Origin of the sequence: Enterococcus sp. DIV0660C (assembly GCF_017316125.1) — a bacterium.
Taxonomy (GTDB): domain Bacteria; phylum Bacillota; class Bacilli; order Lactobacillales; family Enterococcaceae; genus Enterococcus_B.
The window spans coordinates 13,915-35,768 of record NZ_JAFLWA010000012.1; the positions used below are offsets into that span (position 1 = coordinate 13,915).

Genomic DNA, 21,854 nt, shown 5'->3' on the forward strand with positions numbered 1-21,854 from the left:
GAAACAAGGTAGAACAAAATATATTGTTCTACCTTGTTTGCTTTTAATTTAAATCTAATTGGCTTTAACAGTATAAATCTTTCTCGTAAAATATTTTAAAATCAATGGAGAAACTAAAGTCGTTAGTAAAATGATAATCACTAGTGGGGAATAATATTGTGCTTCAATCAACTTACTTTGTTGCCCAATTTGTAAAATAATCAAAGCCATTTCGCCACGCGAAATCATTCCCGCACCGACCATCAATGAACTATTCCCAGAAAAACCAGCCACTTTTGCACCAAGATAGCCACCGACCAGTTTAGTCAAGATTGCAATAATCGTGAAGGCTAGAATGAAGAACAATTGACTTCCAAAATTAGTAAAATCAACCTCTAAACCAACACTGACAAAGAAAACAGGGATAAAAATAGAATAACCCAGCGCTTCGACATTATGATAGACTTCTTGTTTAACTTTTGTTTGACTGACCGCGATTCCTGCAAAAAATGCGCCAATTACTGAACTAAGACCAACTAAGTCTGCCACAAAAGACATACCTAAACAGATGACTAAGGAAACAATGATCACAGCAGAATTCGCATAAATTTTTCCTGCAAAAGACATCAATAAAGGGGCAATCCATTTAACTAACAAGAAAATAAATACGAAATAAATCACTTGTTCCAATAAAATCAATGGGAGAGGTGTTTGGTTGGATGTATCACCAGTTAAGAATGAAAGACTTAAACTTAGCACTAAGACGACTAAAATATCATCCACTACAGAAGCCCCTAGAATCGTCGATCCTTCTTTGGTGTTGACCACATTTAATTCCTTCAATACCTCAACTGAAATACTTACTGAAGTTGCTGCAAGGATGATTCCAAAAAACAAGGCTTCATTTAACGGAACGTGAAAAGCCTCGCCTGTGAGCCAACCAAAAATTACTGGAAATAGGATTCCCAATAAAGCTACAAACATACCTGGCTTAAAATACTTTTTAAGTAAAGATAAATCACTTTCTAAGCCTGCAAGAAACATTAACAAAATCACACCAATTTCTGAAAAATCATGCACTAAGATGTTGGGATGTACCCAATTTAAACCTGCCTGTCCTAAAATCACGCCGACTAATAACTGTCCAATTACAGCAGGAATCCCAATACGGCGTGAAAGATGTGAACCAAGAGTTGTTGCAATCAAAATCAGACATAGGGTTCCAATAAATTCCATTTGATCATTTCCTTTCATTTGAATAAAAAAAAACAGAACGCCTGCTAGACAAAAAAATCAGGCGAACCATTTCTTTTCAATACGATTAATACTTAGATTAGTTGATCGTTATTTTTTTTAATTTGAAAAAACTGATTGCTTCTGACACGCCCATAATGATCAAAATCACACCAAAAATCTGGAATAACACTAACAAACTAGCAAATGGGTTGAATAGCAGAACGATTCCGCCAATCAATATTAATACACTGTAGATAAGCCACGGTGTTGACTTCATATTCAATCCCATTATCAATTGGAAAACGCCATTACAAATAATGGCCAAGCCTAACAGAACCGGTAAAATCGAAGCAATAGCTGGTGCAAAAAACAACACAACCAATGCCAAAATGAGAAAGACGATTCCACTAAACAGGCCAAAGCCCCAACTTCCGACTTGTTTTTTACGTTTATAATCTTCAAATAAATTAAACAGTCCTAACAAGCAAAAATAAGCAGTAATTAGATAACCAATGAGATTAAAAACAGCTCTTGGATTAATAACAATCAGCACGCCTAAAATGATATAAATAATAGCTCTGACTAAAGCATAAGTTTTAAAATTTCTTTTTAATCCTTCCATCATATGAAAACCTCCTTTTCTTTTATTCTATAACATAAGTCGTTAGTTTGCCAAGAAAACCGATTAGTATTCGCCAAGAAAAAAATAAGATACCTTATTTTAGAAATAACAAAGTGATTAAAAATTTAATAGCGCTAACAATTCATTTTCATTTGAAAATAAGATAGCATCATTTATCAAAACACTTGGAACGTCAGTTTGCGGAATAGGCTGATTGGTAATGATCAAATCAAATACGCTTAAATCATAGTCAACGATTTCTTCCTCTGTGATAGCTAACATATCTGAACGAATTTTGTGTAAAGAAAGCGTTGCATGGATATAATTACCGATATATTGGCTATGATTGATTCCCATATCACTGACGACTAAGATTTTTTTAGATGATGAAATACTTTGATTGATTCCTGGATAACCATTCAATAGCCAAAAAATGTAAGAAGAAGAATGGTTGAGTAAATTGGTTTCCAATAGGGCGGAAAAGAAGTGTAATTCTGCTTGAAGTCTTGCATATAAATGGAGTTGAGTAAAGTGAATATGTCTTGCAAATAAGGTTGCTCGTTGTGTTAATTCCGTCGTATCAAATGGGACTAATTGAGAGAATAAATAAAGACAAGTCAAGAGATGCACAATAAAATCGACGGCATCTTCTGTGAGCTTCTCTGTTTGTGAAAAAGAATTAAATTTTAGATTGATTCGTATTTTTTCGCTGATATCCCTTTTTTCTTCATAAGAAAACTGCTGGAAAGGCCCTTTTTGAAAATAATAAAGAACTTCTTGATACGTAGCAATGTCTAATCCGGAAAAATACTGACATAAATAGTCATGATCTTCATGGTTGATTTTCATATGCTCAGGAGATTGTTGCTCTGGATAAAGTAGAAATCCCTGCTTCTCTCGCTCCAAGCTAACCATGAAATACATAATAAAAAAAGTGTGTTCGTAACTATTGTCACCACTAATGATATTCAGTTGGCAGTGATTACGACGCATTAATTGTTTCATTTCTTGCTTGTCGGCTTGATACGGCAGTGCGTAGTGACCATAATAAATCAAAAAGAAAAAGGTGACGAAAATCCGTAATGATAATTCACTTTCTGTGCTTGTCAATTGATAGCCTTGATCAACGACGATTTTCAGTGAATATTTCTCTAATACTTGATTACACTGTTTTATCTTTCGGGCAAAGGAGGAGCGACTGATACTGATGGCCTCACAATAATATTCAATTGTATTTCCTGGATTTTGAATAAATTCATTCAAAAGTTGGGTATTCGTTGAAGTTTGTGCCATATCCGTTAGCATCTGTAGATAAACCGAGACATTGAATCTCTCCAACCGATAGCCAAGTTTATGGGAGGTTTGAATCGTTAATGCTTTTCCCCAACGCTGTTTTATCTCTTCAACATAACGAATAAACGTAGACTCAGAACTTCCAATATATTTTGCAAGTTCTTTTTTAGTCATCCACTCGTCAGAAATGGATAATATTCTAATAATTTCTTCCATTTTCCTATAATTTTCTTCCAGTAGCCTAATCATACTTTTTCCTCCCCAACCCTTTACTTTAATGAAACAACCATCGAAAGAATGAAGCAATCTCATAAATGAAACCGCTCGGTATAAAAACTGGTGTGATTTAATTACCGGCTTCTTCGTATAATAATTATTAGATTAGAATAATGAAAAATTATGTCGTTAGCTATTCTAATTGAATTACTGACCCACAAAGGAAAGGAGAGAATAGAAATTAAATTATTGAAGAAACTTGGGATTATTGGTGCTGCACTACTACTTGTTTCATCTTATTTAATGCCAATTGCTGTGAATGCAGAAACTGTTGATACTGTTGAAATCACGTCAGCGCAGATAACGACAGATGAGAATAACCAGACCACTTTACAAGTGGATCTGAAGCTTATCAATCAGACAGATACAGCATTAAAAAAGGAAATCAAGTTGACAAATGCCCGCTTGATCGATACAAAAGAACTTCAAAAAGATGGCTACTCTTACCAAGTAGAAGATCATATTCTCAGTTTAGCAATTGCGAGTGGAACAAATCAGCAAATTCAACTTTCGTTAGCTGTTGATTCTCAATCCTTAGATGTTACCCAAACACCTAAGTTATTGTACGAAAAAAATGAATTTGAAGTATCTTTCATGCCTGATAAAACTGTGAGTGAAACAACTCCAAAAGAAACGGAAATAGATAGCACAACAGATAACACTATAGCAGAAGATAATGCTGTTAAGCCAACTGATGAAGAAACCGTTCGTCCTTTCGCCGAAGCAAAAATGGCTGCATCTGCTGATCTTTCTCAAAAAGCGCAAGAGTCGATCATGCCAGAGTACACGACAGACAGCTCGGGAACTTACCCAACAGCTAGTTGGCAACCAACTAGTAATCAGCAAGTTATCAATCACCAAGGAAATAAACAAGGAAGCAGCACCGAATGGGACGGAGTAACTTCGTGGAATGGTGATCCTTTAAACAAAACGAACTCATATATTGAATACGGGGGTACTGGCGACCAAGCCGATTACGCCATTCGTAAATATGCAAAAGAAACTTCGACGCCGGGACTTTTTGACGTCTACTTAAATGTTCGGGGAAACGTTCAAAAGGAGATCACACCGCTAGATTTAGTTTTGGTCGTTGACTGGTCAGGAAGTATGAACGATAACAATCGAATCGGAGAGGTCCAAAAAGGGGTCGATCGTTTCGTCGATACTTTAGCAGATAGCGGAATTACTGACAGTATTAGTATGGGCTACGTTGGATATTCAAGTGATGGCTACAGAAATGGCACAGTTCCGATAGGTTCGTTTGACTCTGTAAAAGACCCAATCAAAAATATCACACCAAGTAGTACAACTGGAGGAACGTTTACACAAAGAGCATTACGTGATGCCGGAGATATGTTAGCAACACCTAATGGACATAAAAAAGTCATTGTTTTATTAACGGACGGTGTACCGACATTTTCATATAAAGTCAGCCGTGTTCAAGCCGAAGCAGATGGTAGCTACTATGGTACGGAATTTACGAATCAACAAGATACACCAAGCAATACTTCCTATATTTCAAATAGCTACAACGCGCGTGATCAAAATAATACGAACCGTCGAATCGACAGTACGTTTGTCGCGACAATTGGCGAAGCACTAGCATTAAAACAACGGGGTATTGAAATTCATGGATTAGGTATTCAATTGCAAAGTGATCCTCGTGCTAATTTATCGAAACAAGAAGTTGAAAATAAAATGCGACAAATGGTTTCTGAAGATGAGAATGGCGATTTGTACTATGAATCTGCTGATTATGCGCCAGATATCTCTGATTACTTAGCAAAGAAAGCCGTTCAAATTGCTGGAACTGTTGTTAACGGTAACGTTACTGATCCAATTGCTGAACCTTTTATTTATGAACCAGATACTTTAAGTATTAAAAGTGTTGGCTCAGTTCAAGTTCCATCTATGCCAAGCATCACAATGGACGGAACAACGGTAAAAAGTGATGGTATTTATTTAGGTAAGCAGCAAGAAATTCAAATTCATTATCAAATTAGGCTACAAACTGAATCAGACTCATTCAAACCAGATTTCTGGTACCAAATGAATGGGCGAACAACTTTTCAACCAGTGGCAACTTCAAATGAACTTGCAGATTTCGGCGTTCCTTCTGGTAAGGCGCCTGGAGTCAAATTGAATTTCAAAAAACTTTGGGAAGAATTTGATCAAGACACAAGCAGTCGACCAGAAAATGTTACTTATGAAGTTACGCGTAAACAAGTAACAAATTCAGCGAATTGGCAGACTGGTTACATCAAAATTTTGAAACCTGAAAATGACACTAGTAACACGTGGGAAAGAACCAATATCACACAGTTATCCAAAACAGCTGATGATTCTTATGATGAAACCCTTAGTCTTCCTCAATACAACAACCAAGGGGAAAATTTCAGCTATCAGATGACCAATGAAGTTGCAGTGCCGGGTTATGACCAAGAAAAAGTAGATGAAACAACTTGGAAAAACACGAAGCAGTTCAAGCCATTAGATTTGAAAGTAATCAAAAACTCTTCAACTGGTGAAAAAAATCTTGAAGGAGCAATTTTTGAATTAACCGGAAATGGCGTGAAAACAAATTTGATTGACAACCAAGATGGTAGTTATTCGTTGCCTAAAGAAATTCGTTTACAAAAGGGGCAGACCTATACACTGACAGAGCTCCAAGCTCCGAAAGGTCATGAATTAGGTGAAAAGACAACTTGGAACATTGAGATCACGAACCAAGGTACAGTGAATGTCGATGGAAAAGAAGTTACTACGAGTAACCAAGTAATTTCATTAGAAATTGAAAATCAATTTTCCGAGTTGCCAGTCAATATCAGAAAATACACGCTGCAAAACGGCGAACAAGTCAATCTAGCAGATGCAACATTTGAATTGCAAAGAAAAGATGAGCAAGGTATCTATCAAAAAGTAGGTACTGAAAAAACAGGCCAATCGGGGATCGCTCATTTTGTGATTGACCAATCGGGAATGTATCGAATGGTCGAAACTTCTGGTCCGCTCGGATATGACACGCTTGCTGGAAATTATGAATTCGAAGTTGATAAATACGGACAGATTCATTATGAAGGTAAGAATGTCGACGAAGAAGCAAAAGAATGGACAATATCTCACGAAAATCATTTAAAAGCTTTTGATTTGACTGTTCACAAAAAAGCAGATGATCAAACAGCACTAAAAGGAGCTAGATTCCGCTTAACTGGTCCAGATACAGATATTGAATTACCAAAAGATGGCAAAGAAACAGATACCTTCCTCTTTGAAAGCTTGCAACCTGGTAAATACACATTGACGGAAACATTTACTCCTGAAGGTTATCAAGGCTTAAAAGAACCTATTCAACTCGTGATTAGTGAAGAAGGGACAGTAACCATTGACGGAAAAGAAATCGATGATGTACTCATTACTGGTGAACAAAACAACCAAATCGACTTAGATGTAACGAACCAAGCAAAAATCCCTCTACCAGAAACTGGTGGGATTGGTCGTGTTTGGCTCTACTTGATTGCTGCAATTAGTTTAGCAACAGTCGGTGGTTATTTATTCATCAAGCAACGACCAGAAGGAGGGGTGTAACGAATGAAAAACACGCGATTATTGAAAGTGTGTGTGTTCGTTCTTGTACTTTTTGGCTTTTCACAACAAGCGTTAGCAGAAAGCAAGCAAGCAAACGTTCAGATTACTTTACACAAATTACTATTTCCTGAAGGTCAATTGCCTACAGAACAAGAAAATTCTGGTGAAGAAGGTACCTTACTACAAAATTATCGTGGGCTCAATGATGTGGATTATCAAGTATTTGACGTAACGGATTCCTTTTATCAGTTACGTAGTGGGGGAGATTCTATTCAATCGGCTCAAACTAAATTAGCTCAAACTGGTGCTTCAGCCGGGGAGCTGGTTGCTGAAGGAACAACAAGCCGTGTGAACGGTGAAGATGGAATTTTATCTTTCACTTTACCAAGTAAAGATGAAAAGCAACGTGATAAAGCTTATCTATTTATTGAAGCTAACGCGCCAGAAGTTGTTAAAGAAAAAGCAAGTAATCTGGTCGTGATTTTACCAGTGCAAGATGCAAACGGCACTGATTTGTCGACAATCCATCTTTATCCTAAAAATGAAGAAAATACGTACGACCTACCACCACTAGAAAAAACTGTGTTGGAGGGAGAATCTGGATTTACTGTAGGTGATGCTATTCATTATCAATTGAAGACAACCATCCCAACAAACATCTTAGATTATCAACAGTTTCGTATTTCAGATACTGCTGATCCAACGCTGACACCTTTACCAAATACACTGAAGGTATCCGTGGATGGACAAGAGTTAACTAATGGCTACACGACGAAGACGAACGCTCATGGATTTACGTTAGATTTTTCAATTCAAGAGCTCCAGAAGTTTGCGAAAAAACAACTAGCAATTTCTTACCAGATGACACTAGGAAAAGATGCGAAACCTGATACAGCTATTCTGAATGAAGGTCGTTTAGACAGCGACAAACATTCCATCACAAAGAAAACAGCTGTGCGAACAGGTGGCAAACGATTTGTTAAAGTCTCTAGTGAAAATCAATCAGAAAAACTGTCTGGGGCAGTCTTTCTCGTAAAAGACCAAGTAGGTAACTACTTACATGAATCAGCTAGTGGGTACACTTGGAACAAAGAGAAGCAAACAGCACAACAATTTTCATCTGATCGTTCTGGAAATTTTACAGTCAAAGGACTAAAAGATGGACGTTATTTCTTAGAAGAAATCAAAGCGCCTGATAATTACGTTTTAAGTCAGGAAACCATTCCATTTACGATTACAGAACATTCTTATTTATCTAATGGGCAAGAGACGATGCCTTTAAAAATCGTCAATAAAAAGATAAAAAATTCAGGATTATTACCAAAAACAAATGACCAACAAACCGTTTGGTGGGGAGTAGTTGGAATAGTATTAATTGGTGTAGTGATTGGTTGGATCTTTTATCAAAAGCGAGGAGCAAAAAAATGAAACAGTTTAAAAAAGTTTGGTATTTATTAAGCACATTGTTACTGACCTTGCCACTTTTTACAGGTCTATTAAGTACAGTTCAAGCTTTCGCAGCAGAAAATAATGACACAGCAAAAGTGATTTTACACAAGAAAAAAATGACTGATTTTCCTGACCCATTGATTCAAAATAGTGGGAAAGAGATGAGTGAGTTCGACCAGTATCAAGGACTAGCTGGCGTCACATTTAGTGTTTACGACGTGACAGCAGAATTTTATGCACAACGCGAAGCAGGTGCAACAGTCGATGCTGCTAAACAAGCTGTTCAAGGGTTAACAACAGGCACACCATTTGCACAAGGTACAACCGATGCGAACGGAAATGTTCGTTTAGATTTGCCAAAGAAACAACAAAGTAAAGACGCAGTTTATACTATCAAAGAAGAAGCAAAAGACGGCGTAACTGCTGCTGCAAATATGGTCGTTGCTTTTCCTGTTTATGAACTAATCAAACAAGCAGATGGTTCTTACAAATACGGAACAGAAGAATTGACAACCATTCATCTTTATCCAAAAAATATTGTAGCCAACGATGGCGCATTACACGTCAAAAAAGTTGGTACTGCTGAAAATGAATCTTTAAATGGCGCAGAATTTGTTATCTCAAAGACAGAAGGAACTCCAAGCGTCGTAAAATATATCCAAGGTGTGAAAGATGGTCTTTACACTTGGACAGCTGATAAAACCCAAGCGAAGCACTTCATCACTGGGAAAGATTATGCAATTGGTGAAAATGATTTTACAGAAACAGATGCTGCAACTGGTGAATTGACAATCAAAAATCTTGAAGTCGGTTCTTATGTACTAGAGGAAGTTAAAGCACCTGATAATGCAGAATTAATTGAAAGTCAAACAAAAACAGATTTTACAATTGAAGCGGATAACCAAACAGCTGTAGAAAAAACAATTAAAAATGACACGTCAAAAGTAGAAAAAACAACACCTAATTTAGATGGAAACGACGTTGCAATCGGCGAAAAAATCCAATATGAGATTTCTGTTAATATTCCTTTAGGTATTGCAGATAAAGAAGGCGATGCAAATAAATATGTTAAATTCAATCTGATTGATACTCATGACGAAGCCTTGACTTTTGACAACATTGCTTCAGGTAACAATGCCTACGCACTTTATGATGGCGATACATTAATCACGCCAGCAAATTATCAAGTAACAGAACAAGAAAATGGCTTCACTGTAGCAGTTGATCCTGCATTTATTCCTTCATTGACGCCAGGCGGTACTTTGAAATTTGTTTATTACATGCACTTAAATGAAAAAGCAGATCCAACTAAAGGATTTAAAAACGAAGCCAACGTCGATAACGGACACACAGATGATAAAACACCGCCAACTGTTGAAGTTGTTACTGGTGGGAAAAGATTTATCAAAGTGGATGGCGATGTCTCATCAACACAAGCATTAGCAGGCGCTTCATTTGTCGTACGTGATCAAGATAGTGACACAGCTAATTACTTGAACATCGATGAAGCAACAAAAGCAGTCACTTGGGTAAAAAACAAAGCAGGTGCAACTACTTTCACAACATCAGCAGATGGACTAGTAGATGTAACTGGGTTAGACTACGGAACGTATTACTTGGAAGAAACAGTTGCTCCTAACGATTACGTTTTATTAACAAATCGAATTGAATTTGAAGTTGATGAACACTCATACGGAACAACTGAAAACTTAGTTGCTCCAGAAAAAGTTCCAAATAAACACAAAGGAACTTTACCTTCAACTGGTGGTAGCGGAATCTACTTGTACATTGGCACAGGTGCTTTATTACTGGTTGTTGTAGGGCTATACTTTGCTAAACGCCGCAAAGAAAATGTATAGAAGCTAAGCTTGCATTAAAAAGTGAAGCAAGACTTTCGATTTGAAAAATAATCGAAGGATTCTATCTACCAAAACAATAAAAGAGCCTGAGACATTGTGCTGTCCTGGGCTCTTTTATTTATTGATCTTCATCTAGGGAGGTATCCATGAAACGTAAAAACAGACGACGAGTGATCGACAGCATAATGATTCTTTTGTTGTTCATTGGCATAGGTGCTTTAGCTTATCCTTTTGTCAGTGATGCTTTGAATAACTACCTCGATCAACAGATCATTTCTCACTATCAAACAAAAGCCAATCAAGAAAATGCGGATGCAATGGCGAAATTACAAGAAAAAATGGAAAAGAGAAATAAACAATTAGCTAAGGAAGGTGGAAATCCAGGATTAGATCCTTTTTCTGAACAAAAAAAGCCAGAAAAAAAACCAGATAAAACTTATTTTGAAAGTCATACGATTGGTGTCCTGACAATCCCAAAAATCAATGTTCGGTTACCTATTTTTGATAAAACAAATGCATTATTATTAGAAAAGGGGAGTTCATTACTAGAAGGTACTTCTTATCCTACAGGCGGAACAAGCACTCATGCAGTAATTTCTGGCCATCGAGGGTTACCACAAGCAAAACTTTTCACCGACTTACCTGAATTAACGGAAGGGGATGAATTTTATTTAGAAGTAAATGGCAAAACTCTTGCTTATCAAGTAGATCAAATCAAGACGGTTGAACCTACGGATACGCAATATCTGCATATCGAAGAAGGAAAAGATTTAGTAACGTTATTAACCTGTACACCTTACATGATCAATAGTCATCGCTTATTAGTGAGAGGGCACCGTATACCTTACACACCAGAAAAAGTTTCGGAAGGAATCAAAAAAGTTACTCAGCGCCACCAACTTTTACTGTGGGGCATTTTTCTAAGTACATTGCTCCTGATTAGTCTGTTATTGCTCCTCTTTTATAGACGACACCAACGAAAAAAAGTGCGTAGGTAATAAACGTAGCGAACGAAATGGCGCTAAATAAAATCATTTGCCCCTAATTTTTTTGGTAGAGGATTCCACTAAGCTTGTGCTTATTCGTTTTTCAGCTATTAGTTGACGATAATTCATTGAATCATTAGAATGTAAAATGAAATGATTCCCAAGATGAAAGCAAGTGAACTTGCAAGATTAGGAGGAAATCCATGATTGTCAACCAAGAACATGCAAAAAAAGCCAGTACAACACCTGAAACTACACATAGAAACAAGGAACTTTTTTTAGATAGCGCTGACCAATTTACCTTTTTCAATCGTCACTTTATCAATCCCAATGAAGTAAGTCTTTCAGGAATTGAAAACAATCGTCACTTAGACACAACAGTCTTTAAAAAATATAAAAAAACTTTTTTTGAAGATTGGATTGTACCCGAACAAGTATAAAGAACTACTAATAAAGAATTTATTTCAGTTTTTTAAAAAATAAAAGAACGGAGTGGAGAATTTCATGAAAGAATTTTATTATTGGCTAGACGAGTGGGGACGTAATGATAAAATGCGGTATATTTTTCTTATTGCATTTCTTTCTGGATACTCGGTCAATAAAGTAGATTCCTTTTTTCACATCCCTGAATTTTTCCACTTCTTATTTATTTGCGGAGCCTTTTTATTAGGTGCGAGTATTCGCGCAACTTTTTATTACAAAAAACACCCGCGTAAAAATTCTCAGCAAAAAAATTGACTATTCACCCTTGCATAAAACACCTGAAACGAATCATTGGTTTCAGGTGTTTTATTCTTCACTGTAATAAATCGTTGTTCGGATGTTTTGTTCATGATTCCCAAAGGTATCTCCAAATAAAGTAACACCTCCTTGATTAACCGCTCCTTCATCCACAGCAATTTTAAACCGATAAAACGGTTGATCTTCGATACCTAGATCAACTAATCGGACCTCTGAAATTTTGATTCCATCAATTCCAGTATCAGAATTAGTGATGCGTAAATGCTTTAAAAGTCCATACTGACTAAAACGATTCTTCCACCAAGCAGGTGTTAATTTCCCCCTGACATCTGAAAAATTTCCAGGACAAGTCCAAGTACCCAGCTTGATTCCATTAATGTAGAAACTAATGTCACTTGGCCAGTTATTATTTGATTCTGGAAATTCTGAGGAGATTTCAAAGGAGATCTCCAATAGTTGGAGCATCGAAGCAATTGGTGCTTTATTAGGAATAATGTATTCTACATACCCGCGAGAAAACCATAAAAGAGCAGCTTCTGATCGATGTTCATCAACAAAAGACTGTGGCTCATCTAACAAACCAATAATCGTTTCCGTATTTGCTAGTCCACAAGTGGGCATGACCATAAAGTCGGAGAATAAGCCTAGTCGAGTTTCGGCAGTTGCTTTTTGAAAAGGTAAAAAAAGTTTTTGAGGAAAAACAATTTCTACTCGGTCAAGCGCCAACGAAAATAAGCGCTTGTGCTGCCCATCATCATTTAGACAAGAATCATCAAGTCGAATCAACTGACAATCTTCTAGTAGACGAACATGTCTTGAGATAATTGCCTTACTTAAATTAAGTTCCTTTGCAAGTTCGGTGACAGTCAAACCTCTTTCTGCTAGTAATTGCAAAATTGCTAACCGCGTTTCTGATGCCAATGCTTTATAAGTTGGTAAAGAATGTTGATCTAAATATAATTCCATCTTAATAATTCCTTTCATAAATAATTTAGTTATGTATGTAAGTAAACTATATCTCCGCTAAAGAATTCAATTACCTAATCGAATTGTTAACTGTAGGGTTAACAGACCCTATAGAAAATAAAATGCACTCGTTAACTTCTCAGTTGAAAGTGGCTCGAACCTTGCTAAACTTATTGACGCCTCCCTTTGTTCAAGCTAATATTTTCACTTGTAAGCGCTTAATACTATCGATAGGAAACCAACTCAAAAGGAGAGTGTCCAAAGTGTACTACAAAAGAATCATCAAATTCGTGGGGATTGCCATTTTAAGTTTTAGTTTGGTTGCTTGTGGCAAAAGTTCAGAAGGTTCAGCCAAAACCGAAGAAATTCGAATCAGCTGGTGGGGTGGTGATGCGCGGAATAAGGTCATGCAAGAAGCCATCACAGATTTTGAAAAAGAAAATCCCACAATCAAAGTCAAGGCAGAGTTTAGTGGGTACGGAGGTTATCAAGAAAAAATGACGACACAACTATCTGGTGGCACAGCACCTGACGTCATTCGTTTAGATTCGATGTGGCTAAATCAATACAAAAACCAACTTGTTGATTTAGAGACTCTCTCAAAAGAGTTAGCCATTTCTACCAATTTTTCTGAAGAGTCCTTGGTTTCACTAAAATATGACAATCATTTGTTAGGGTTACCATTATCAACCAACTATCGTCCTTTGTTGTACAACAAAACAGTCACAGATAAATTCAATATCGAGGCACCTCAGTCTTGGGAAGATTTAATTGCCATGCGGGAAAAATTACCAGATGATTATTATCCGGCTGCGAATTTTTTTGGTGCTAAGTATGGTTCCCCAATTGTTCTCTTTCAACTTGTTGCGCAACAAACTGGATTACCCATTTCAGATGAGAATGGCAAGTTAAATTACACAGAAAAGGATTTCCTTACACTGATCGATTTTTATCATCAACTCGTTGAACAAAGAATCATTCCTTCTAAAAAAGATGTAGACAATGCAGGAACTATTGAAGGCGCGCCAGCACCAGCGTTACTTGAAGGAAAGTGGGTAACCCTCTTTGAATTTATTGCCAACGTGAATACCATCAAGAGTCAGTTGGAAGAACAAGGATTTGAATTAGCACTAGCAGGTTACCCTTCAATGAACAATGAAAAATCAACTGGAGTCTGGACGAAACCATCAATGGTTTATTCTATTCCAACCTCTAGTAAACACCAAAAAGCTGCTGCAAAGCTAATCAATTACTTAATGAATAATTCAGAAGCAAATAAAATTCAAAAATTAGAAAATGGCGTACCTGATAGTGAGAGTGGTAAGCAAGCTTTAGAAGAAAGTGGATTGATTACGCCATTAGCAACAGAAATTTTAGCGGAAGGCGAGAAGAAGGTCGATACGAATCTATCTACCATGTATCGTTGGGATACTGCCAAGTTAAATGATGCCACTTTAGATATCATTACTCGCTTGGATTATGGGAAAATCGACACTAAGCAAGCTGCAAAAGAATTTTACCAAGCATTCAAAGAAGAGGAAGACTCCGTGAACTAAGCGAGCTATGTTTTAAAGCACAGTAAATTATGTATCTGGTTCCTTAACTTTTATAGGAGGAAAAAAATGATCAAAAAAAAATACATTGGTCTTTTATATTTAACACCTTGGATGATCGGGATTCTCTTTTTCGTTGTTTATCCCTTTGCAATGTCGCTTTTTTATAGCTTCACGGATTATTCGATGTTAACTGAGCCAAAATTTATTGGCTTTGACAATTACATCAAAATGTTTACTGATGATCCTATTTTTTGGTCGTCAGTCAAAGCAACAATCAAATTCGTTTTCTTAACTGTTCCTTTCAAGCTGATTTTCGCACTCTTTGTTGCCTATGTGATGAATGCTAAGTTAAAGGGAATTGGCTTTTTCAGAACAGCTTATTATATCCCTTCTATTTTGGGGGCAAATGTCGCAATTGCTGTGTTGTGGCAGTTCTTATTCAAAAACGATGGTTTAGTCAACATGGTGTTAAACAGTATTGGCATTGCAAATGTTGCTTGGTTTTCTAGTGGGACGGGTGCCATGTTGACTATCGTGTTACTACGTGTTTGGCAGTTTGGTTCAGCTATGGTAATTTTCTTAAACGCGTTGACTGAGATGCCTCAAGATTTGTATGAAGCAGCAGCAATTGATGGCGCTTCAAAATTCCGACAATTTTTTTCTGTTACTTTGCCACAGTTGACACCAATTATTTTTTTCAATTTGATTTTGCAATTGGTTCAAGCATTTCAAGAATTTGATGGTCCATTTTTAATCACAGGTGGGGGACCAATGCGTAGTACTTACTTATTACCTATGTATATTTATGACAATGCGTTTAAAATTTTTAATATGGGCTATTCAAGTGCATTGTCGTGGGTATTATTTGTAATGATCATGATCTTTACCGCAATTTTATTTAAGACTTCTAAAAATTGGGTCTTTTATGCCGATGGGAGGGACTAACCATGCAGCAAACATTGCCACACAAAACTGAAACAGAAAAAGTTAATCGACGAGTAAAACGAAAAAAACGATTGGTTTCGTCGGTCAAATATCTTATTTTGATTGCAGGTGCTCTCACCATGCTTTATCCAATTTTATGGTTGTTTGGTGCTTCCTTCAAAACAAATAGTGAAATTTTTCAATCCATTTGGTTTATGCCAAAAACGTTTGATTTTACGCCCTACATTGAAGGTTGGCAAACATCAAGTCAGTACACCTTCGCTACTTATTTTTTGAATTCTTTTCTGATTGTTATACCTAAAGTTCTCTTGACTTTGGTTTCCTGTACCTTGGCAGCATATGGTTTTGCTCGATTTGATTTTCCTTTTAAAAAAATTTTATTTCCAATAATGATTGCTACTTTATTTTTGCCAGGAATCGTTACTCGAATTCCGATGTATATTTTTTGGCGAAATGTAAATTTGCTTGATACGTATCTACCTTTGATTACGAATTCAGCCTTTGCCTGCGATACATTTTTCGTATACATGCTGGTTCAATTTTTCCGAACAGTACCGAAAGAACTAGACGAAGCTGCAACGATTGATGGTTGTAATTCTTTCACAATCTTAATAAGAATACTTGTACCAATTCTTAAACCGTCGTTAATTACGGCTGCTTTATTTCAATTTATCTGGACCTTTACCGACTTTCAAGGCCCGTTAATTTACATCTCTTCTGTAGAAAAATATCCGGTATCGATTGCCTTGCGGATGGCAATGGACACTACCTCAGCAGATTTCAGTTGGAATCGAACAATCGCGATGTCGATTATTGGTTTGATTCCTTCCTTAGTTGTTTATTTCTCTGCCCAAAAACAGTTCATCGGTGGTTCAACTGCTGGTGGTGTGAAAGGATAAAAGGAAAAAAGAAAGGAAGAAAAAAATGACCGTAATAATTAGCGCATTCGCAGATGAAATCAATCCCAGTATGCAACAACAAATTGTTGGGCTACGCGAACAAAAAATTAAACACATTGAGTTGCGAACACTTGATGGCAAAAATGTCAGTGAATTAACTATTGAAGAGGCTCACCGCTATAAACAACAATTAGATACAGCAGGAATCACTGTATCCAGTATTGGTTCACCTATTGGTAAAATCAACATCAATGACTCGTTTTCTGGACACTTAGAACTTTTTAGACACGTGTTACACCTAGCTAAAATTTTTCAGAGTCCCTATGTTCGTATGTTTAGTTTCTTTATTGATCCTGCAGAAAATCCAGATGATTATCAAGAAGAAGTAGTTAGTCGATGGAAAGCCTTTGTGGCTGCTGCAAAAGCATATCCTGAAATCACATTACTTCATGAGAATGAAAAAGAAATCTTTGGTGATACCCCCGAACGATGTGTCTATTTGCTCAATGAATTAAATAGTCCGCAAGTCAAGGCAGTTTTTGACCCAGCAAACTTTGTTCAATGCAACGTGGAAGCTTTTCCTGATGCGTATGAATTATTGAAGCCTTACATTGCTTACATCCACATTAAGGACGCTCGGTTCAGTGATCACGAAGTCAGACCAGCTGGTTTTGGTGACGGAAAACTTGAAGAAATCCTAAAAGATTTAACTAACAACGGTTATACCGGTTTTGTTTCGCTTGAGCCACATCTGACTTTCTTTGAAGGCTTTGAACATCTAGAACCAACTAATCACCAAATAACAAAAAAAGCTGACAATGAAAGAATGTTTATTCTTGCATCAGAATCCTTTAAAAAACTATTAACGAAACTTGATGTGGGGTGGCAATAATGAAACCAATTCGAATCGCGATTATTGGTGTGGGAAATATTGGAACTGCTCACGTAAATAACTTATTAGGTAATGAATTAAAAAATGTCGTATTGACTGGTCTTTGTGATAACCAGCCAGACAAGTTAGCCAAAATCCGTGAAAAACTTGGAGAAAATTATCTGTATTTTACAAGCGCTGCCAGCGTATTTTCTTCTTCTAAAATTGATGCAGTTATTATTGCTACGCCACATTATGATCATCCCATTTTAGCCATTGAAGCCCTAAAAGCGAATAAACATGTCTTAATTGAAAAGCCTGTGGGTGTATATACAAAAAAAGTGCAAGAAATGTTAACTGAAGCAAAAAAACATCCTGAATTAACCCTCGCACTGATGTACAATCAACGGATGAATCCACTTTATCAAAAAGCAAAAGAACTTGTTGGTTCAGGAGAAATCGGCGAGCTTCGACGGACAAATTGGATCATCACTGATTGGTATCGTTCGCAAAGTTATTACGACTCTAGCAATTGGCGTGCGACTTGGAAAGGAGAGGGTGGAGGCGTTTTACTGAATCAAGATCCGCATCAGCTTGATTTATGGCAGTGGATCTGTGGTATGCCTCAGCGAATTTTCGCTTTTACTTATAATGGAAAACGCCGAGAGGTTGAAGTCGAAACAGAAGTTACCGCCTACGTGGAGTATCAAAACGGAGCCACTGGTGTTTTTGTTACAACGACCACTGAAACTCCAGGAACAAATCGTTTTGAAATTGTGGGTTCTAAAGGAAAAATCGTCATCGAAGATCAACAATTAAAATTTTGGCAAACTCGAATGGATGAAACCACTTGGAATCAAACCTATACAAAAGGATTTGGCGAACCAGAAGTTTGGTCTATTACGATTCCTATCACTTTTGATAGTGAATCTGGTCATAAAAAAATCACTCAAAATTTTATTAATCACATCTTATTTCAGGAAGAACTGATTTCTCCTGCAGAAGAGGGAATTAAAGGCCTAAGTATTTCAAACGCCATCCATCTTTCTTCATGGCTTGAAGAATGGGTACCATTACCAATTAATGAAGATTTATTTTTAGAAGAATTAACTAAAAAAATTGAGATATCAACTGAAAAACAACGAGTAGAAGTAATTTTAGACACAGAAAATACGTATTAGAAAGAAGGAAAAATAAAGTGGTCGGTGTCGGAATAATAGGCTGTGGTGCAATTGCCCAAACACATGCTAAAGTAGTTCAAACATTGGATGGCGCCCAGTTAGTCGCTTGCTGTGATATAGACCAGACAAATGGCATCACTTTCGCAGAACGATTCTCTTGTATTTTTCATCAAGATTTTAACCAGCTTTTAGCAATGAAAGAAATCGAATTGGTAATCATTTGTACTCCTCATGATCTACATCAGTCAATGAGTATCGCTGCACTGGAGGCACAAAAACATGTTCTCTGTGAAAAACCAATGGCAATAACGCTTCAAACAATACAAGACTTGATTTCTACCATAGAGAAACAATCCAAGCTTTACCATGTTTGCTATCAAAATCGATTGAACCCAACTTATTTACTACTAAAAAAACAACTAGTAGACAACATCTATGGTAAAATCACTGGCATCAAATGCGAATTGGCTTGGGAAAGAACGCCAGATTACTATCAATCGGATTGGAAGGGAACATGGCAACGAGAAGGGGGAGGTGTGTTGATTAATCAGGCAATTCATATGATTGATGCTGTTACTTGGCTAGTTGGCACACCAGAGAAAATGAAAGGAAAAATCATGACTGCTTGTTTGGATCATGTAATCGAAGTTGAAGATACAGCGATGGCAATTGCCCTATACCATGACGACACGCCTTTAGTGATCCAAGCAACAAATAACTATACAGGCAATCCATCGCCGAAACTTACCTTTGAATGTGAAAAAGGGCAGATTGAACTAACAGCAGAGCAATTGCTGTTCAACCAAGAAGTAATCCTAGAAGATCTACCACAACACTCAACTCGTATTTCAAAAAGATATTGGGGGCGTGGACATCAAGCAGTTCTTTCTGCTTTTATCAATGAAATCAATGGACAAGCGGACGAGCGTATAACAAGTCTTGCCGGAATGGATGCTCTTCAATCACTCAAAATTGTTTTAGGTATCTATGCTTCTAGTCGGGAAAACAACTGGATTTCACTAAATAATTAATTTAAAAGCCCTCAAGTTGTAAAAGTTCAATACAACTTGAGGGCTTTCGTTGTCTGCCTTTATTGTATAGGCTCACTTCTCAAAATCTTTTCCATTTTTTTACCTTTGGCTAACTCATCGATCAATTTATCAAGGTAGCGAATTTCTTTCATTAACGAATCTTCCATTTCTTCCACGCGAATACCACAAATCATCCCAGTCACCAGTGAACGTTTGGGATTCAATAAGGGAGCTTCTTCAAAAAAAGTTTCAAAAGTTGCTTCTTTAGCTAATTGCTGCTCTAATTCATCCTGTGTGTAACCAGTTAACCATGAGATAATTTGATCCACTTCTGCTTTTGTTCGCTCTTTCTTCGTTGCTTTTGTGACATAGTGGGGGTAGACACTGGCAAAACTAGTTGTGTAAATTCGATGTTTGGGCATCTTTTTTCCTCCTGATTGAGACTAACTAATCACACATAATCTTGAACAGTCGTTTTACTTTCTACTGCTTGTGAAAAATCCGTAAAAATTCGTTGTGTGATATCAATCCCCTTACTTCTAGATATAAACCAGCATAACACTTGAAAAGGTAAAATCAAAAGTAAAGGGCATTTGTTTTCATCAGAAATCTCTGGAAGTAGTAAATGACGATGGGGCTCAGCTAAAGTAGGAGTCTGTTTATTTTTAATTGAGATAACAAAAATGTGTGAAGTCACCTTTTCTTCGTATGTACGCAGTAGCTGTGCTTTTTTTTGAATAATAGGTTTAGCTGGCGTATCTAAAAAGAAAAGACGGTAAGTATCATTCATTTCTAAATAGGGTCCGTGCATAAATGCTTCCAAATCAAGTCCTTGTGATGGTACTCGAATCGTCTCTGAAAACTTTGTTTCCATTTCTTTAGCTGTCCCAAGCGCTGGACCGTATGCAATAGACATGAATCGTTGGCTTTCACGCAAACTTTGCTCATTTTTTTCGAAAAATGATTGACTTAATTTAATCGTTAACTCAATTTGCTCAAGCAATTGTTTAAATTCAGCTAACTCTTGTTTCTCTTGTTCTTCACTTACAATTTCTAATCGTACGCCCAAACGAAGTCCTAAAAGCATTAATGCTAAAACTGAAGCAGTGAAGCCGAGAGAAACATATCCCACACGTTCTTTACCCGATAAAATGTCCAAAGTAGTATCAGTTACTTCCGTTATTTCACTATCGGGAATACTTGTCACACCAATTTTAAAAGATTGATTGTTCAAATGATTCAATGCATCAATCGTTGAGGTGCTCTGACCACTTTGAGAAATACCCAAAACCAATTGTGGATGATTATTCTTATGTGCGTAATGTTGAAAATTAAATGGTTCTTGAATCGTAACAGCTTTCTTGGTCATCTTTTCAAGATAGCAACGGGCACTCATTGCTGCATTGATACTGGATCCTGTTCCTAAAATCAAGATATCATCAAAATCCTGTAATTGAAAAAGAGCAGCATCTATATTTTTTGGATATGCTGCTAAAGCTTCAAGTAAAATAGGCTGTTCTTGGTTGATGTAACTCCACATGGTCAGTTCCTTCATGATTATTCTCCTTTAGATTAAAATAGTTTGACAGGAAGTAGCCAATTCCTGATTGTTTGTTTGTCAATGTTTGATGTGTTGCATGTTTTTTCACTTCTTCGGATGCATTAGCCATTGCAACGCTAATGCCAGAAGCTGAAAACATTTCTAAATCGTTTTTACCGTCTCCGAATGAAATGGTTCTTTCTTTTGGAATTTGATAACGTTTTTGTAAATCCTGAATTGCACTGGCTTTACTGATTCCAGACGGCGTAACTTCAATATTATTTTCGTGAGAAGAAGAAAGGGTTAACTGTTCAATTGTAGCAAGCTGCTTTTTCAAAGGTTCTAAGATCGAATAATCGTTTTCTGCAATCACGATTGCGTTGACTAACTCATCTGCAACCTCTATTAGTTCGGTTTTCGAATCGATTCCAAACAATTGAGAATCTTGTCCAGAACTTAGCCTAGCTTGATCTTCTTTTTTAAAATATTCTGGTAGTTGATTCGTATAAAAAGTTTTCCTTTTACCAAAGAAAAAAAGTGCCGCCTGTGAATTATGAGTTAAGTCAACAAGCTGAGCTGCTGCTTGTGGATTGATTTGTTCACAAAATAAACGATCTTCATACTCATAAACACAACCATTAGAAGCCACAACTTGGACATCTGGACTTAGGAATTGAGCAATTTCTTTCGCAGCATAATGTTTTCTTCCAGTAGCAACATAAATAATATGTCCCATAGTGAGTAGCTGATTGATTACACTTTTATTTTTTTCAGAAATTTTTAAATCTGAATCAACTAAAGTACCATCAATATCCATAAATATAAGGTGCTTTTTCATT

19 protein-coding genes are annotated in these 21,854 nt (G+C 36.7%); 12 read left to right on the forward strand and 7 right to left on the reverse strand.

Annotation, left to right across the window (positions count from 1 at the left end):
- Positions 1 to 54: 54 nt before the first annotated feature.
- From DOK81_RS02975 to DOK81_RS02985, 3 genes are all read right to left on the reverse strand, one after another.
- Complete coding sequence (locus DOK81_RS02975; RefSeq protein ID WP_206907885.1) at positions 55 to 1,215, reverse strand: monovalent cation:proton antiporter-2 (CPA2) family protein; 1,161 nt, start codon at positions 1,213 to 1,215, stop codon at positions 55 to 57.
- Between the two features lie 97 nt (positions 1,216 to 1,312).
- Complete coding sequence (locus DOK81_RS02980) at positions 1,313 to 1,840, reverse strand: DUF308 domain-containing protein (protein ID WP_206907887.1); 528 nt, start codon at positions 1,838 to 1,840, stop codon at positions 1,313 to 1,315.
- Between the two features lie 114 nt (positions 1,841 to 1,954).
- Positions 1,955 to 3,379, reverse strand: coding sequence for a helix-turn-helix domain-containing protein (locus tag DOK81_RS02985; RefSeq protein WP_206907889.1), 1,425 nt, complete (start codon positions 3,377 to 3,379; stop codon positions 1,955 to 1,957).
- A gap of 150 nt (positions 3,380 to 3,529) precedes the next feature.
- Here DOK81_RS02985 and DOK81_RS02990 point away from each other — a divergent pair, with 150 nt between their 5' ends.
- The 6 genes from DOK81_RS02990 to DOK81_RS03015 all read left to right on the forward strand — a co-directional run bounded on the left by DOK81_RS02990 (position 3,530) and on the right by DOK81_RS03015 (position 12,023).
- A complete protein-coding gene (locus DOK81_RS02990) occupies positions 3,530 to 6,991 on the forward strand; it encodes a vWA domain-containing protein (protein WP_206907891.1) in 3,462 nt (1,153 codons plus the stop codon).
- Positions 6,992 to 6,994: 3 nt separating this feature from the next.
- Complete coding sequence (locus tag DOK81_RS02995) at positions 6,995 to 8,419, forward strand: SpaH/EbpB family LPXTG-anchored major pilin (protein WP_206907893.1); 1,425 nt, start codon at positions 6,995 to 6,997, stop codon at positions 8,417 to 8,419.
- Entirely contained in the window at positions 8,416 to 10,299 is a 1,884-nt protein-coding gene (locus tag DOK81_RS03000; RefSeq protein WP_206907894.1) for a SpaH/EbpB family LPXTG-anchored major pilin, read from the forward strand. The genes DOK81_RS02995 and DOK81_RS03000 overlap by 4 nt, the downstream gene beginning before the upstream one ends.
- A gap of 146 nt (positions 10,300 to 10,445) precedes the next feature.
- Positions 10,446 to 11,297, forward strand: a complete 852-nt coding sequence (locus tag DOK81_RS03005; RefSeq protein WP_206907896.1) for a class C sortase — start codon at positions 10,446 to 10,448, stop codon at positions 11,295 to 11,297.
- A 191-nt stretch (positions 11,298 to 11,488) separates the two neighbouring features.
- A complete protein-coding gene (locus DOK81_RS03010; protein WP_206907897.1) occupies positions 11,489 to 11,725 on the forward strand; it encodes a hypothetical protein in 237 nt (78 codons plus the stop codon).
- A 64-nt stretch (positions 11,726 to 11,789) separates the two neighbouring features.
- Entirely contained in the window at positions 11,790 to 12,023 is a 234-nt protein-coding gene (locus tag DOK81_RS03015; protein ID WP_206907899.1) for a hypothetical protein, read from the forward strand.
- Positions 12,024 to 12,074: 51 nt separating this feature from the next.
- Here DOK81_RS03015 and DOK81_RS03020 read toward each other — a convergent pair whose 3' ends face one another.
- Positions 12,075 to 12,992 (reverse strand): ArsR family transcriptional regulator, encoded by a 918-nt coding sequence (locus DOK81_RS03020; protein ID WP_206907901.1) that lies wholly within the window; start codon positions 12,990 to 12,992, stop codon positions 12,075 to 12,077.
- A 263-nt stretch (positions 12,993 to 13,255) separates the two neighbouring features.
- On the opposite strand from DOK81_RS03020, the gene DOK81_RS03025 reads away from it, so the two are divergent.
- The 6 genes from DOK81_RS03025 (at position 13,256) to DOK81_RS12430 (ending at position 19,475) form a co-directional block, all read left to right on the forward strand.
- Positions 13,256 to 14,548, forward strand: coding sequence for an extracellular solute-binding protein (locus tag DOK81_RS03025; protein ID WP_206907904.1), 1,293 nt, complete (start codon positions 13,256 to 13,258; stop codon positions 14,546 to 14,548).
- 69 nt (positions 14,549 to 14,617) lie between these two features.
- Positions 14,618 to 15,493, forward strand: a complete 876-nt coding sequence (locus tag DOK81_RS03030; protein ID WP_206908249.1) for a sugar ABC transporter permease — start codon at positions 14,618 to 14,620, stop codon at positions 15,491 to 15,493.
- 2 nt (positions 15,494 to 15,495) lie between these two features.
- A complete protein-coding gene (locus DOK81_RS03035) occupies positions 15,496 to 16,392 on the forward strand; it encodes a carbohydrate ABC transporter permease (protein WP_206907905.1) in 897 nt (298 codons plus the stop codon).
- A 25-nt stretch (positions 16,393 to 16,417) separates the two neighbouring features.
- On the forward strand, positions 16,418 to 17,284 hold the full coding sequence (locus DOK81_RS03040; RefSeq protein ID WP_206907907.1) for a TIM barrel protein: 867 nt from the start codon (positions 16,418 to 16,420) through the stop codon (positions 17,282 to 17,284).
- Positions 17,284 to 18,444 carry a Gfo/Idh/MocA family oxidoreductase gene (locus tag DOK81_RS03045; RefSeq protein WP_206907909.1) on the forward strand — a complete coding sequence of 387 codons (1,161 nt, stop codon included), beginning with the start codon at positions 17,284 to 17,286 and terminating at the stop codon, positions 18,442 to 18,444. Before DOK81_RS03040 ends, DOK81_RS03045 begins: the two co-directional genes overlap by 1 nt.
- A gap of 17 nt (positions 18,445 to 18,461) precedes the next feature.
- The gene (locus DOK81_RS12430) at positions 18,462 to 19,475 is read left to right on the forward strand and encodes a Gfo/Idh/MocA family oxidoreductase (RefSeq protein ID WP_206907911.1); all 1,014 of its coding nucleotides are present in this window, start codon (positions 18,462 to 18,464) and stop codon (positions 19,473 to 19,475) included.
- Positions 19,476 to 19,534: 59 nt separating this feature from the next.
- Here the strand turns inward: DOK81_RS12430 and DOK81_RS03055 are convergent, their stop codons facing one another.
- Genes DOK81_RS03055 through DOK81_RS03065 form a run of 3 tightly spaced genes read right to left on the reverse strand, consistent with a single transcriptional unit; the run spans position 19,535 to position 21,853 of the window.
- A complete protein-coding gene (locus tag DOK81_RS03055; protein WP_206907913.1) occupies positions 19,535 to 19,897 on the reverse strand; it encodes a DUF2200 domain-containing protein in 363 nt (120 codons plus the stop codon).
- A 29-nt stretch (positions 19,898 to 19,926) separates the two neighbouring features.
- Positions 19,927 to 21,030, reverse strand: coding sequence for an SIS domain-containing protein (locus DOK81_RS03060; RefSeq protein WP_206907915.1), 1,104 nt, complete (start codon positions 21,028 to 21,030; stop codon positions 19,927 to 19,929).
- A complete protein-coding gene (locus DOK81_RS03065; RefSeq protein WP_206907920.1) occupies positions 20,975 to 21,853 on the reverse strand; it encodes an HAD family hydrolase in 879 nt (292 codons plus the stop codon). The genes DOK81_RS03060 and DOK81_RS03065 overlap by 56 nt, the downstream gene beginning before the upstream one ends.
- Position 21,854: the final 1 nt, after the last annotated feature.